The 13,137-nt window shown below is 61.2% G+C and carries 13 protein-coding genes and 3 tRNA genes; 7 read left to right on the forward strand and 9 right to left on the reverse strand.

Annotation, left to right across the window (positions count from 1 at the left end):
* Positions 1-37 precede the first annotated feature (37 nt).
* On the reverse strand, positions 38-1,033 hold the full coding sequence (locus HF675_RS20310; protein ID WP_187043656.1) for an aldo/keto reductase: 996 nt from the start codon (positions 1,031-1,033) through the stop codon (positions 38-40).
* Between the two features lie 121 nt (positions 1,034-1,154).
* On the opposite strand from HF675_RS20310, the gene HF675_RS20315 reads away from it, so the two are divergent.
* The 4 genes from HF675_RS20315 to HF675_RS20330 all read left to right on the forward strand — a co-directional run bounded on the left by HF675_RS20315 (position 1,155) and on the right by HF675_RS20330 (position 2,540).
* Positions 1,155-2,063, forward strand: coding sequence for a LysR family transcriptional regulator (locus tag HF675_RS20315; protein ID WP_187043657.1), 909 nt, complete (start codon positions 1,155-1,157; stop codon positions 2,061-2,063).
* A gap of 140 nt (positions 2,064-2,203) precedes the next feature.
* Positions 2,204-2,290, forward strand: a tRNA-Leu gene (locus HF675_RS20320).
* Between the two features lie 34 nt (positions 2,291-2,324).
* Positions 2,325-2,411, forward strand: a tRNA-Leu gene (locus HF675_RS20325).
* 42 nt (positions 2,412-2,453) lie between these two features.
* Positions 2,454-2,540 (forward strand) — tRNA-Leu (locus HF675_RS20330).
* 102 nt (positions 2,541-2,642) lie between these two features.
* On the opposite strand, the gene HF675_RS20335 is transcribed toward HF675_RS20330, so the two are convergent.
* Positions 2,643-2,930 (reverse strand): DUF1435 family protein, encoded by a 288-nt coding sequence (locus tag HF675_RS20335; RefSeq protein WP_187043658.1) that lies wholly within the window; start codon positions 2,928-2,930, stop codon positions 2,643-2,645.
* 371 nt (positions 2,931-3,301) lie between these two features.
* Between HF675_RS20335 and HF675_RS20340 the strand changes: the two genes are divergently transcribed.
* A complete protein-coding gene (locus tag HF675_RS20340) occupies positions 3,302-4,363 on the forward strand; it encodes a diguanylate cyclase (RefSeq protein ID WP_105229668.1) in 1,062 nt (353 codons plus the stop codon).
* A 1-nt stretch (position 4,364) separates the two neighbouring features.
* Here HF675_RS20340 and HF675_RS20345 read toward each other — a convergent pair whose 3' ends face one another.
* The 7 genes from HF675_RS20345 to HF675_RS20375 are packed head-to-tail and all read right to left on the reverse strand — an operon-like array spanning position 4,365 to position 10,557.
* The gene (locus tag HF675_RS20345; RefSeq protein ID WP_105229667.1) at positions 4,365-5,594 is read right to left on the reverse strand and encodes a sugar MFS transporter; all 1,230 of its coding nucleotides are present in this window, start codon (positions 5,592-5,594) and stop codon (positions 4,365-4,367) included.
* Between the two features lie 59 nt (positions 5,595-5,653).
* Positions 5,654-6,010 (reverse strand): L-rhamnose mutarotase, encoded by a 357-nt coding sequence (locus HF675_RS20350; RefSeq protein ID WP_187043659.1) that lies wholly within the window; start codon positions 6,008-6,010, stop codon positions 5,654-5,656.
* Positions 6,007-6,783 (reverse strand): SDR family oxidoreductase, encoded by a 777-nt coding sequence (locus HF675_RS20355; protein ID WP_111737764.1) that lies wholly within the window; start codon positions 6,781-6,783, stop codon positions 6,007-6,009. Before HF675_RS20355 ends, HF675_RS20350 begins: the two co-directional genes overlap by 4 nt.
* Positions 6,767-7,618, reverse strand: coding sequence for an amidohydrolase (locus tag HF675_RS20360; RefSeq protein WP_187043660.1), 852 nt, complete (start codon positions 7,616-7,618; stop codon positions 6,767-6,769). The genes HF675_RS20355 and HF675_RS20360 overlap by 17 nt, the downstream gene beginning before the upstream one ends.
* An 11-nt stretch (positions 7,619-7,629) precedes the next feature.
* On the reverse strand, positions 7,630-8,907 hold the full coding sequence (locus tag HF675_RS20365; RefSeq protein WP_187043661.1) for an L-fuconate dehydratase: 1,278 nt from the start codon (positions 8,905-8,907) through the stop codon (positions 7,630-7,632).
* A gap of 12 nt (positions 8,908-8,919) precedes the next feature.
* Positions 8,920-9,765: a fumarylacetoacetate hydrolase family protein gene (locus HF675_RS20370; RefSeq protein ID WP_187043662.1), complete on the reverse strand. Its 846-nt coding sequence runs from the start codon at positions 9,763-9,765 to the stop codon at positions 8,920-8,922.
* Positions 9,766-9,816: 51 nt separating this feature from the next.
* Positions 9,817-10,557, reverse strand: coding sequence for an SDR family oxidoreductase (locus tag HF675_RS20375; RefSeq protein WP_111737766.1), 741 nt, complete (start codon positions 10,555-10,557; stop codon positions 9,817-9,819).
* A 361-nt stretch (positions 10,558-10,918) separates the two neighbouring features.
* On the opposite strand from HF675_RS20375, the gene HF675_RS20380 reads away from it, so the two are divergent.
* Both HF675_RS20380 and ampH read left to right on the forward strand, forming a co-directional pair.
* Positions 10,919-11,677: a FadR/GntR family transcriptional regulator gene (locus tag HF675_RS20380; RefSeq protein WP_105229660.1), complete on the forward strand. Its 759-nt coding sequence runs from the start codon at positions 10,919-10,921 to the stop codon at positions 11,675-11,677.
* Positions 11,678-11,827: 150 nt separating this feature from the next.
* Entirely contained in the window at positions 11,828-12,967 is a 1,140-nt protein-coding gene (gene ampH, locus HF675_RS20385) for a D-alanyl-D-alanine-carboxypeptidase/endopeptidase AmpH (RefSeq protein ID WP_187043663.1), read from the forward strand.
* The last annotated feature ends 170 nt before the right edge of the window (positions 12,968-13,137 follow it).

Genomic DNA, 13,137 nt, shown 5'->3' on the forward strand with positions numbered 1-13,137 from the left:
GATCTCCCTGACGCCACGGCGTCAGGGATAACACGCATCAACGGTTAACGTAGCCCATTGATTCCTGCCCGTAACGCGCTCCGGCCGCTGCCTGCTGCGGGAATACCGCCTCAATCGCCGCCAGCTCCTGCGCGCTCAGCGCCAGCGACGCTGCCGCCACGTTCTCCTCCAGATAGCGCCGGCGTTTGGTGCCCGGAATCGGCACAATATGTTCGCCCTGCGCCATCACCCAGGCTAATGCCAGCTGCGACGGCGTGACGCCTTTAGCCTGCGCCAGTTCACTAACCTTCTCCACCAGCGCCAGGTTACGGGCGAAATTATCCCCCTGAAAACGCGGATTGCTGCGGCGGAAATCATCTTCGGCCAGATCGTCAGGCCGCTGGATAGCGCCGGTCAGGAAGCCGCGTCCCAGCGGGCTGTAGGCAACAAAGCCGATGCCCAGCCGCTCGCAGGCCGCCAGTTGTCCCTGCAGCTCCACATCGCGCGTCCACAACGAGTATTCGCTCTGCAGCGCGGTAATCGGATGCACCTGATGCGCCCGCTCCAGCGTCGCCGCCGAGGCTTCGCTCAGGCCGATATGGCGGATCTTGCCCTGTTTAATCAGATCCGCCAGCGTGCCGACCACTTCTTCGATCGGCACCTCAGGATCCACCCGGTGTTGGTAGTAAAGATCGATCGTCTCCACCCTCAGCCGCTGCAGGCTGCCTTCCACCGCACGGCGGATATAATCCGGCCGGCTGCAGACGCCGCGCGCCTGCGGATCCGCCGGGTCGCGCACAATGCCGAACTTGGTGGCCAGAAATACCTGCTCCCGCTTACCTTTGATCGCCTTGCCCACCAGCTGTTCATTGGTGTGCGGCCCGTACATATCGGCGGTGTCCAGCAGGGTTACCCCCAGTTCCAGCGCCCGGTGCAGCGTGGCGATGGCCTCTTTTTCATCATAAGCGGTGGAGTAGAAATCGCTCATGCCCATGCAGCCTAACCCCAGAGCGGAAACGCTCGGGCCGTTGGAACCTAGTGTGCGCTGTTTCATCGTGTCTGCCTCGCGGTTGAATGTTTCGCCACTGAGTTTGGTTGTTAGCGCTGGGAAGATAAATCATGCATATTGTTCATCACTGTTCAAAAATCGCTAACAATCGCGGACGGGGATCGAAATGGATCAGATTCAGGCCATGCGCGTTTTCACCCGTATCGTCGAGCTGGGCAGCTTCAGCCGCACGGCGGAACGCCTGCAGCTGCCGCGCGCCACGGTCAGCAACGTGTTAAAGCGGCTGGAGCAGCAGCTTGGCGTACGCCTGCTGATCCGCACCACCCGCCAGGTGCAGGTCACCCATGAAGGCACGCTGTATTACCAGCGCTGCATCCAACTGCTCGGCGCGCTGGAAGAAGCCAACACGCTGTTCCGCCAGCAAAAGCTGCAGCCGTCCGGCCGGGTGCGCATCGATATGCCGCATTCGCTGGCACGCGAAGTGGTGATCCCGGCGCTGGAGGATTTCTACCGGCGCTACCCCGATATCACGCTGGCGCTGGGGGCCAACGACACGCAGGTCAATCTGCTGCGCGACGGCGTCGACTGCGTGCTGCGCGCCTGGAGCAGCGAGGACGACACGCTGGTGGCGCGCAGCATTGCGCAACTGCCGCAGATCACCTGCGCCTCACCGGACTATCTGCAGCGCTTCGGCACGCCGCGCTCGCCGGACGATCTGGCCGGCCATCAGGCGGTAGGCTACTTCTCGCTCAGCAACAATCAGGACTACCCGCTGGAATTCTGCCGAGGCGGCCAGGTGGAACTGCGTACGCTGCCCGCACGGCTGAGCGTCAGCGGCGCCGACGCCTACGCCAGCGCCTGTCTGACCGGCCTGGGGCTGATCCAGGCGCCGCGCTACTCGCTGGCTCCGCGTCTGAAGCGCGGCGAACTGGTGGAAGTGCTGGCCGATACCCCGCCGCCGCCGATGCCGCTGCACATTATGTATCCGCCCGGCCGCTTTCTGGCGCCGCGCGTGCGGGTGCTGATTGACTGGCTGATCGAACTGTTTGCCGGGCGTCCGCTGCATGAGAAATAAGCGAATGGCGGCCAGATGAAAGAAATATGACGCTTTTTACAGCGATCGCCCCAAAACACCGAAATAACTATTGACGTGTTCGCCAAAATCTCTAGAATTCGGCCCCGTGGTGACATTGCTGAAATCAATGTTTCTGGTATGCGAAGGTGGCGGAATTGGTAGACGCGCTAGCTTCAGGTGTTAGTGTCCTTACGGACGTGAGGGTTCAAGTCCCTCTCTTCGCACCAAATAACCACAAGATTTATATTGCACAGCATCTGTGCGAAGGTGGCGGAATTGGTAGACGCGCTAGCTTCAGGTGTTAGTGTTCTTACGGACGTGAGGGTTCAAGTCCCTCTCTTCGCACCACGCTGGTGATATAAATCAAAATCAAGCAGTAACATCGACTGTGCGAAGGTGGCGGAATTGGTAGACGCGCTAGCTTCAGGTGTTAGTGTCCTTACGGACGTGAGGGTTCAAGTCCCTCTCTTCGCACCAATTGATGTCCTTTCTCATTGTTTCCCCGAATAAAAAACACCAAAAAGCAACCAACACGCCCAGGCGTGGTTTTGTCATATCTGCGATTTGCCGTGCGCCGGCTTACGGCGTCAGATCGAAATGCAGACTGATGGCGGCCAGCCCGCCGGCCAGCGCCATGCAGGAAGGCAGCAGCAGATAGTGGCGCCAGCGGCTGTTGAACAGCATCACCAACGTCGCCAGCATGGCGATAACGATCAGGCTGCGCAGCTGCATCATGTCCAGGTTGACCATAGCCAACAGCGGCAACAGGGCGCAGGGCAGCAGCACGCCCCAGGCGCTGGATAAACGCTCCCCCAAACACCAGGTCACACTCCACAACCCACATGCGGTAATCATGGCGGCAATCATGACGGCTCACCCTCAAGTGATAATGATAACCAATATCATATAACACTTCTTTTCACCCTGCACCTCTTTCGCGAGCGCCGGGTGAAACGCGGATGACAACCCGGTGAAAAAGTGATAATTTGACTTAAGAATAATCCTATTATAATAATTTTTTAATAATAACGTTGGGAAATTATACCGCCGATATTCCTTATTATCGATCGGGATATATACCCTAAATAATTCGAGTTGCAGGAAGGCGGGAAGGAATCCCGATGAGCTTAATCAGGTAAGTGATTCGGGTGACTGAACGCAGCCAACACACCTGCAGCTTGAAGTATGACGGATATAATGACCTACTGCTCAATGTCGACTGCACGGACACACTAATAATGAATGCACGTTCTTATCAGGAACTGCTAAATAGCAAGCATCGGTTAGCGATATTACTGTTCTTGCTGATGAATATAGCCTCTTCCCTTTTCACCTTATTAATGCCGTTGAGAAATACCCCAGCCATCACCCCGCCGCTGTTCGGTATCCCCTTGTTTTGTCTGGCGGCGCTATTATTTACCTTACGCTCGCCGGGGAATTATATAAAACGGCTGGAGTATTTTTCCGGCGTATTAGGTCTGCTGTGGGCCGGACATATTTATATGAAAAGCCAATATCTGCTGCCGAATGTACAAAACTATCTGATTATTAGCCTGTTCAGCATCTTTTTTATCAGCGCGATTACCCTGACCGACAACGTCATCGCCTTCTGCCTGCACGCCGTGCCCTCCGCGCTGATTATCCTGCTGCTCGACAACCAGCATAATACCCTGCGCATCCTGTTTATCAGCGTGCTGCCGATTATCGCCTTTTCCATCCACCATCTGATGCTGAAACGCAGCGAATCCTTCACCTATGCGCTGGTCGCCCGCCTGTATGAAGAGCGTGACAAACTCAGCAACCTCAGCATGCTCGACCCGCTGACCGGCCTGTATAACCGGCGCGGGCTGGAAAACAAGCTGACGCTGCTGACCACGCCGCAAAGCGGCCTGCACTTTGTACTGCTGCTGGATATCGACCGTTTCAAAGCCTATAACGACCACTATGGCCATACCATGGGCGATCAGGCGTTGGTGAAGGTCGCCTGCGCCATCCGCGATGCGGTACGCTCGCGCGATATCGTGGTGCGCTACGGCGGCGAAGAATTTCTGGTACTGCTGACCAACGTCAGTAAAGAATACGCCGCCCAGCAGGCAGAACAGATCCGCCTGCGGGTGCAGGCGCTGGCGATCCCGCACGGTTTCAATCAGCTGGCCGCCACCTACGTTACCCTCAGCGCCGGCATTTCACCGCTGGAGCAACTGGACGTGGACTCGGCCATCCGCGCCGCCGACAGCGCGCTGTACCAGGCGAAAAACAACGGTCGCAACAGCGTACGACTGGCGACGGCGCGCCCGTAAGTCAGGCGCGGCGCTGGCGCAGGCCGTACGCCAGCACCACGACAAAGCACAGCAGCGGCAGCCCGTAGGCCAGCGCGGTGCTGTAACGGTCGGCAATGGTGCCCATGAAGTACGGCATCACCGCACCGCCGACGATAGCCATAATCATAAACGAGCTGGCGCGCTTGGTATGTTGCCCCATATTTTTCACCCCGAGGGCGAAAATGGTCGGGAACATAATCGACATAAAGAAGAACACCGCAATCAGCGCCACCACGGACACGCCGTCGATGCTCAGCATCACCACGCCGCACAGCACGATATTAATCAGCGCATAAACCATCAGCAGCGTGGCGGGCTTCACCCGCCCCATCAGCCAGGTGCTGAAGAAGCGGCCGAGCATAAAACAGATCATGGCGACCGACAGCAGATAAGATGCCCGCTGGTTAGAGACATCCGCCCAGTGTTCGGTGGCGTAGTTGATAAAGAACGCGCCGACGCCGACCTGAGCCGCCACATAGAAAAACTGCGCGATCACGCCGCCGGTAAAGTGACGCTGCCGCCACAATCCCTGCGCCGCCGCACCGTGCGCTGCGGGCGCCTCTTCACGAATATCCGGCAGCCGGGTGCGGCGGAACAGCAGGGCGATCGCCAGCACCAGCACGGCAATCACCACGTAGGTCATTTTCACCGTCCCCTGATCGCCGCCGCCGTCGTTGTGCATCGCCGAGAAAAACAGCGTGCCGCCGATCATCGGCCCGATAAACTGACCGAGACCGTTGAAAGACTGCGCCAGATTCAGCCGCCGCTCCGCGCCGCCGGCATCACCCAATACCGTGGCGTAAGGATTGGCCGCCGTTTCCAAACAGCCCAGCCCGCAGGCGATAACAAACAGTGCGAATAAAAATAGCGCGAAACTATTGGCCGAGGCAGCCGGCACAAATAACAACGCGCCGACGGCATATAAACATAATCCGACTAATATTCCCGCCTTGTAACCGTGTTTATCCATAAAATAGCCGGCGGGCAGCGCCACCAGAAAATAAGCGCCGAAATAGGCCGCCTGCAATAATCCCGACTGCGCTTTGGTCACGTGCAGCGTTTCCTGAAAATGCTTATTCAGCACGTCCAATAATCCGTAAGACAATCCCCACATGAAAAACAGGCTGGTCACCAGAATAAAAGCCCAGCGCAAATTGCTACGTGCGCTGGCGCCCGTCTGCGCAGGCGCAGCGGTTTTATCAGCAAGCATAATCGTATCCCCGTTGTGTTAAATGACCCGCCGCAGCAACCACGCGCGGCGCGGCCGATTCATTGTTCGGTTAATGAGAAGATTTGCTCCATCACCACCCATTTTTCGCCCGGCGGCGTCCAGGGCGTTGCAACCTGATATTTCCACATCAACGCTTCCCAGCGCTGAACATCGGGGTTAAGCCGGCTGTCGCGCTCAAAACGTGCGGCGTCGAACGCGGCGCTGACCTCGACGACCATAAACAGCCGGGTGCCGAGGCGATAAATCTCCATCTCCAGAATGCCGTGGTCGCGCAAATGCCCGGCAATCTGCGGCCAGATACGCTGATGATGACGCTGATACTCGGCAATCAGCGCCGGTGAGTCGACCAGGTCGAGCGCCTGACAGAAGCGCCGCCGCTGCGCTGCGCCGCTCATGTAATCGCCCGGTCAAGGTGCAGATAGCCGCCGTCCACCGACAGCCACTGCCCGGTGGTGTGGGACGAACGGCCGGAGAGCAGGAATACCACGGTATCGGCGATTTCCTGCGGCGTGGTCATCCGCTGTCCCAGCGGGATGTGGGCGCTGATCTTCGCCAGCTGCCGCTGCGGCTGGTCGAAGGTGTCTATCCAGCGCTGATACTGCGGCGTCATCACCTCCGCCGGCACCACCGCGTTGACGCGCACCTTGCTCTCCCGCAGCGACACCGCCCACTCGCGCGTCAGCGCCAGCACCGCGCCTTTGGCGGCGGTATAACCGCTGGTGCCGCCCTGCCCGCTCAGTGCGGTCTTCGAAGCGATATTGACGATCGCCCCCTGGCTGTCCTGCAGCGCCGCCTGGCACAGATGCGCCATCTGGTAATAGTGCAGCAGGTTTTTCTCCAGCGAGCCGAGGAACGCCGCGCGCCCGGCCTCCAGCCCCACGCCGTCATTCACGCCGGCGTTATTCACCAGCCCGTCCAGCCGGCCATAGCGTTCAAGCACCTGCGCCACCGCCTGCTGGCAGTCGCTCTCCCGGCACAGATCGGCCATCACCACGCTGCTGCGCGGCTGCAGCGCCGTCAGTCGGGCGAGAAACGCCTCATCCGGCGCTGCGTTGGTGACGATGGCCGGCACCGCGCCCTCCTGCGCCAGCGTCAGCGAAATCGCCGCGCCGATGCCGGAGCCGCCGCCGGTGACAATCACCACCTTATCTTCAAGATACAGATCCATCGTCAGACTCCGTTAAACCGTAAACCCGGCAGGCGCTGCCGCCCCAGATCGCCGCCTGCTGCGACGGACTCAGGGCGGCCAGCGCCTGCTCACACAGCCGGTAAACCTGCGGGTAGTCGCCCGCCAGCAGGCATACCGGCCAGTCGGAACCGAACATCAGCCGCTGCGGGCCGAACGCCGCCAGCGCCTCTTCGAAAAACGGCAGCAGCTGTGCCGCCTGCCAGCGGCCGCCCGGCGCTTCGGTAATCAGGCCGGACAGCTTGCACGCCACGTGCGGCATCGCCGCCAGCGGCGCGATCTGCCGCGCCCAGTGCCGCGCGCCGGCGGCAATATCCGGCTTGCCCAGATGGTCCAGCACCAGCCAGTGGTCATCATGGCGGGCGGCAAAGCGCGCCGCATCGGCCAGGTGGCGGTGCGTCACCAGCAGGTCATAGGCATAGCCCTGCCGCTGCAGCAGACGCATGCCCTGATGCACCGCCGGCCGTTCCAGCCAGTCGGCCGGGTCCGCCTCGTCCTGCACCAGATGACGTACGCCGCGCAGCAGCGGATGCCGCCGTTCCAGCCGCTGCGCCAGGTGCGGCGAGGCAATATCCAGCCAGCCGACCACGCCGCACACCCCACCGAGCTGCGGCGCCTGCGTCAGCAGCCATGCGGTTTCCTGCTCGCTGTGCCGCGCCTGCACCACCAGCGCACCGTCCAGCCGGTGCTGCTGTAGCCACGGCCGCAGCTGCGCCGGGCCGTAGTCGCGTTGCAGCACCGCCATGCCGTCGTCAATCCACGGATAGTCGGCGGGCTGGTAGCGCCAGTAATGCTGATGGGCGTCGATGCGTAACATCTTGGCCGCCCCTAACCGCGAAAGCGGAACTGTTCGATCGAGGCCGCCTTCATCTCGATCGAATAGCCCGGCGCGCGCGGCGGCATATAGGCCGCGCCGCGAATCTCGCACGGCGTGACAAAGTGCTGATGCAGATGATCGACATATTCAATGACCCGCCCCTCATGGCTGCCGGCGATGCACAGATAGTCAATCATCGACAGGTGCTGCACGTACTCGCACAGGCCGACGCCGCCGGCGTGCGGGCAGACCGGCAGCCGGTATTTCGCCGCCATCAGCATCACCGCCAGCACCTCGTTCACCCCACCCAGGCGGCAGGCGTCAATCTGCACCACGTCCAGCGCGCCGCGCATAATGAACTGTTTGAACAGAATACGGTTCTGACACATCTCGCCGCCGGCCACCTTCACCGGCCGCACGCCCTCGCGGATGCGCCGGTGCCCCTCCACATCGTCCGGGCTGGTCGGCTCCTCAATAAACCAGGGGTTGGCGAACGCCAGCTGATTGACCCAGGCGATCGCCTCTTCCACTTCCCACACCTGATTGGCGTCGATCATCAGCTGACGATCCGGGCCGATCGTTTCACGGGCAATGCGCACCCGGCGAATATCATCCTGCAGATCGCGCCCGACCTTCAGCTTGATATGGGAGAAACCGGCGTCCACCGCCTGCTGGCACAGCCGCCGCAGTTTGTCGTCCGGGTAGCCCAGCCAGCCGGCCGAGGTGGTGTAGCAGGGATAGCCGTTCTGCAGCAGATTTTCCCGCCGCTGCGCCTGGCCTTCCGCCCGTTCGCGCAGCAGCGCCAGCGCCTCCTGCGGCGTGATGCAGTCGGTGATGTAACGAAAGTCGATGCAGCGCACCAGCTCTTCCGGCGTCATATCCGCCACCAGCTGCCACAGCGGCTTACCCTCCGCCTTGGCCCACAGATCCCAGACGGCGTTGACCACCGCCCCGGTCGCCAGGTGGATCGCCCCTTTGTCCGGCCCGATCCAGCGCAGCTGACTGTCGCCGGTAAACTGACGCCAGAACGTCCCCATATCGGCGGCGATATCCGCCAGCCGCCGGCCGACGATCTGCGGCTCCAGCGCACGGATCGCCGCGCAGCAGATCTCATTGCCGCGGCCGATGGTAAACGTCAACCCGTGGCCGCTCAGATCCGGCCGATCGGTGTCCAGAATCACATAGGCCGCCGAATAATCCGGATCGGGATTCATCGCATCGGAACCGTCCAACTGCTGCGAGGTCGGGAAGCGGATATCCTCCACCCGCAGCGCGGTAATCGTCGTCATGGCATACTCCCGTCAGGCCTGTACCGTGGTTTGTCGCTGCTCGCCCAGCCCGTCGATCCCCAGCCGCATCGTCTGACCGGCGCGCAGGTAAACCGGCTGCGGGTGTTGCCCCATGCCAACGCCCGGCGGCGTGCCGGTGGAGATCACATCTCCCGGCTGCAGGCTCATAAAACGGCTCAGGTAGCTGATGATATGCGCGACGGAAAAGATCATGGTGCGGGTGCTGCCGTCCTGATAGCGCCGGCCGTCCACCTCCAGCCACAGCCTGAGGTTCTGCGGATCCGGCACCTCATCGGCGGTCACCAGCCACGGGCCGGTCGGGCCGAAGGTGTCGCAGCCTTTGCCTTTGTCCCAGGTGCCGCCGCGCTCAATCTGGAATTCGCGTTCGGACACGTCGTTAATCACGCAGTAACCGGCGACGTGGCGCAGCGCATCCTGCTCGGCGATATAGCGCCCGCCCTGGCCGATCACCACCCCCAGTTCCACTTCCCAGTCGGTTTTCTGCGAGCCGCGCGGGATCTCCACGTCGTCGTTCGGCCCGACCACCGCGCTGGTCCATTTGCTGAACACCACCGGCTCTTCGGGAATCGTCGCGCCGGTTTCCGCCGCGTGATCGGCGTAATTCAGGCCGATACAGATAAATTTACCGATGCCGCCGACGCAGGCGCCGAGACGCGGCTGCCCCTCTACCCGCGGCAGACTGGCGATATCCAGCTGCCGCAGCCGATCGATGCTGTCCGGCAGCAGCGCCGCGCCGCCAACGTCGGCGATATGCTGAGAAAGATCGCGAATGTCTCCGTGTTCATCCAACACGCCCGGACGTTCCTGCCCCACGGCGCCATAACGTAACAGTTTCATACAGTCCCCAATGTCAGAGAGAAATCACGCGCCGCAGCGGCGCGCAACGGATCAGTTGCTCCAGCCGCCGTCAATAATCTGCACGGTGCCGGTGGTATAGGCGCTGGCATCAGAGGCCAGATACAGCGCCAGCTGGGCAATTTCGTCGGTTTTACCGATGCGCCCGATCGGCTGGCGCGCCACAAACGCCTGGTACACTTCGTCTTCGCCGCGCCCCTGCTCGCGCGCCTGCTCGGCAATGCGCTGACGCAGCGACGGTGACTCCACCGTGCCGGGACAGATGGCGTTGCAGCGGATGCCGTCGGCGACGTAGTCCGCCGCCACCGACCGCGTCAGGCCAATCACCGCCGCCTTGGTGGCGCCATAGGCAAAGCGGTTCGGCACGCCTTTCACGCTGGAGGCCACCGACGACATATTGATAATCGTCCCCCGGCGCTGCGCCAGCATCGCCGGCAGAAACGCGCGGATGGTGTGGAACATGGCGCTGACGTTCAGATCGAGGGCGAAGCGCCACTGCTGCTCGCTGCACTGCAAAATCGTGCCGCTGTGCACTACCCCGGCGCAGTTAAACAGCACGTCGACCGTGCCCAGCGTTTCCGCCGCCGCCGCAATCGCCGCGGCGTCGGTCACGTCCAGCCGCAGTGGAGTAATGCCCGCCAGCCCCTGCAGCGCATCGGTATTGATATCGCTGGCAATCACCTCCGCCCCCGCCGCGGCGAACAGTTTGGCGGTACTGAGGCCGATGCCCTGCCCGGCGGCGGTAATCAGCGCACGTTTCCCGGTGAGATCCATAGCAACTCCTTGGCTTAAAGGTCTAATGGTCAGGCCACTAAAGGCGGTTAAAGGTCAGGCCTTTACCATGACAAAAGACGCTTTACGCGTTATCGTTTGGTGAGAAAGTAAATATACCCGTCATACTTCAAGCTGCAGGTGTGTTGGCTGCGTTCAGTCACCCGGATCACTGACCGGTGTAAGCTCATCGGGGATTCCTTCCCTGGCCGCCTTCCCGCAACCCGAATTATTTAGGGTATAACAACGTTTTAAAACAACATTTCAATTAACTAATTTTTTACACCTGATTAACCAACACTCAAGCGAATTGAGCAATATTTGTGCGCTGAATCACTTAATGCCAACGTGCCGAAGGTTGAACATGCCGATTACCCGACTGGAAAATCCAAGAATTTACAGACAGATAGCCGACCAGCTGAAGCGTCTGATCGAAAACAATGAGTTTCCCCCCGGCAGCCGCCTGCCTTCCGAACGCGATTTGGCGCAGCAGCTGCAGGTCAGCCGCGCTTCGGTGCGCGAAGCGCTGATCGCGCTGGAGGTGATCGGTCTGGTGGATGTGAAGGTGGGCAACGGCGTGATCGTCAAAGCGCCGTCGGCGACGCTGACGTCGCAGGAACCGGTAATGCAGCAGGCCGGCCGCGATCAGTGGGCCGATGTCGACGACGAACTGAATATCTCGCTGGATTTCAACGCCGAGCTGCCGCCCTTTTCGCTGCTGCAGACCCGCCTGCTGATTGAGCCGGAAACCGCCGCGCTGGCTGCCCGACACGCCAGCGACGAAGAGCTGGCGGGCATCCGCGCCGCCTACCAGCAGAACTGCCGCGACAACCGCGCCGGTTCCGCCACACATCCCGGCGACCGGCTGTTCCATATCCGCATCGCCCAGGCCAGCGGCAACCCGGCCTACGCCTTTATCATCGCCCACCTGCTCGGCCACCGTTACGGCAGCATGTTCCGGGTGTTGCAGCGCCACTATACGCCGGAGGATATGCCGCACCGCTCCGAGCAGGAGCACCAGGCGATACTGACCGCCATTGAGGCGCGCGACGTGCGCGGCGCGCGCAGGGCGATGAAGGCCCATCTGGACCAGGTGATCGCGATTTTTGCACGGGCACAGTAAGCCGTAGCGGACACAGCGCAAACTTTACGCATCTGCGCGCATTTTCCCCATGCGGCGAGGGCGCGGGCGCATTACACTAAAGCCTGTTCCGTCAGGCCGCCAGGCGCTGATTTCGCTCTTGATGCTGTATTTTGAAATGGATATGGACCGTTGAAGACTATTTTCTCTGCCGTTTTAGTAACCCTCGGCCTGGGCAGCCTGTCGCTGTCGGCGCAGGCCGAGACGCCGCGGCTGACGTCGCAGATCGTCGACCAGTACGCCGAGCATATTTTCTACAACAGCGGCGCCACCGGCATGGCGCTGGTGGCGATCGACGGCAATCAGGTGGTCAACCGCAGTTTTGGCGACACCCGACCGGGCAACAACCAGCGTCCGCGTCCGGACTCATTGATCCGCATCGCCTCCATCACCAAGCTGATGACCAGCGAGGTGATGGTGAAGCTGGCGGCGGAAGGCAGGCTCAAGCTGACCGACCCGCTGCGCAAATATTCCCCGTCCGGCGCCTACGTGCCCGGCTATAATTCACGCCAGCCGATTACGCTGCTGAATCTGGCGACCCATACCAGCGGCCTGCCGCGCGAGCAGCCGGGCAAAAAACCGCCGAAGACGCCGGTGTTCACCTGGCCGACCAAGGCGCAGCGCTGGCAGTGGCTGGCCCATGCGCACATCACCGTGCCGCCGGGGGTGCATGCCTCCTACTCCAACCTGGCTTACGATCTGCTGGCCGACGCGCTGTCGCGGGCGGCGGGCAAACCCTATACCAGGCTGCTGCGTGAAAAGATCACCGGGCCGCTCGGCATGATCGACACCACGCTGACGCCGAGCGCCGAGCAGTGCTCGCGCCTGATGGTGGCCTCCGTCGGCCCCAGCGCCTGCGGCAATACCGTGGCGGCGGCCGGCAGCGGCGGCATTTACTCTACGCCGCGCGATATCCAGCGCTGGATGCAGCAGTTCCTCGATTCGCAGGCCAGCCCGCGCAAAGCCACCGCCGCCCGCGAGCAAACCATGTACTTCCAGCGCCGCGAACTGGTGTCGCTGAAAGGGATGGACGTCCCCGGCGATGCGGATGCGTTAGGCCTCGGCTGGATCTATATGGCGCCGAAAGACGGCCTGCCGGGCATTATTCAGAAAACCGGCGGCGGCGGCGGCTTTATCACCTATATGGCGATGTCGCCGCAGAATAATATCGGCGTGTTTGTGGTGGTGACCCGTTCGGATCTGACCCGCTTCACCAATATGAGCGACCCGGTCAACCGGCTGGTGGCCGATCTGGTGGCCAACAAGGGCTGATGGCATCGGGCGCAGGAACCTGCGCCCGATGTCCGGTATTGCGCGTACAGCGGCGACGGCCAGCAAATCCATGAGTGGCGGCATGCGGGCAAAAGCTCTCTCAGCACTGCACCTGGAGTGATGATTTTTTATTTGCTATAAATGAATTAATATTCACTTATGTTGTGAGG

Origin of the sequence: Serratia sp. JUb9, from assembly GCF_014298095.1 — a bacterium.
GTDB lineage: Bacteria > Pseudomonadota > Gammaproteobacteria > Enterobacterales > Enterobacteriaceae > Serratia_B > Serratia_B rhizosphaerae.

Excerpts from the sequence above, each read along its gene's own strand:
- HF675_RS20310 (WP_187043656.1), bottom strand. The coding sequence starts at position 1,033 with ATGAAACAGCGCACACTAGGTTCCAACGGCCCGAGCGTTTCCGCTCTG.
- HF675_RS20315 (WP_187043657.1), top strand. The coding sequence starts at position 1,155 with ATGGATCAGATTCAGGCCATGCGCGTTTTCACCCGTATCGTCGAGCTG.
- HF675_RS20335 (WP_187043658.1), bottom strand. The coding sequence starts at position 2,930 with ATGATTGCCGCCATGATTACCGCATGTGGGTTGTGGAGTGTGACCTGG.
- HF675_RS20340 (WP_105229668.1), top strand. The coding sequence starts at position 3,302 with ATGAATGCACGTTCTTATCAGGAACTGCTAAATAGCAAGCATCGGTTA.
- HF675_RS20345 (WP_105229667.1), bottom strand. The coding sequence starts at position 5,594 with ATGCTTGCTGATAAAACCGCTGCGCCTGCGCAGACGGGCGCCAGCGCA.
- HF675_RS20350 (WP_187043659.1), bottom strand. The coding sequence starts at position 6,010 with ATGAGCGGCGCAGCGCAGCGGCGGCGCTTCTGTCAGGCGCTCGACCTG.
- HF675_RS20355 (WP_111737764.1), bottom strand. The coding sequence starts at position 6,783 with ATGGATCTGTATCTTGAAGATAAGGTGGTGATTGTCACCGGCGGCGGC.
- HF675_RS20360 (WP_187043660.1), bottom strand. The coding sequence starts at position 7,618 with ATGTTACGCATCGACGCCCATCAGCATTACTGGCGCTACCAGCCCGCC.
- HF675_RS20365 (WP_187043661.1), bottom strand. The coding sequence starts at position 8,907 with ATGACGACGATTACCGCGCTGCGGGTGGAGGATATCCGCTTCCCGACC.
- HF675_RS20370 (WP_187043662.1), bottom strand. The coding sequence starts at position 9,765 with ATGAAACTGTTACGTTATGGCGCCGTGGGGCAGGAACGTCCGGGCGTG.
- HF675_RS20375 (WP_111737766.1), bottom strand. The coding sequence starts at position 10,557 with ATGGATCTCACCGGGAAACGTGCGCTGATTACCGCCGCCGGGCAGGGC.
- HF675_RS20380 (WP_105229660.1), top strand. The coding sequence starts at position 10,919 with ATGCCGATTACCCGACTGGAAAATCCAAGAATTTACAGACAGATAGCC.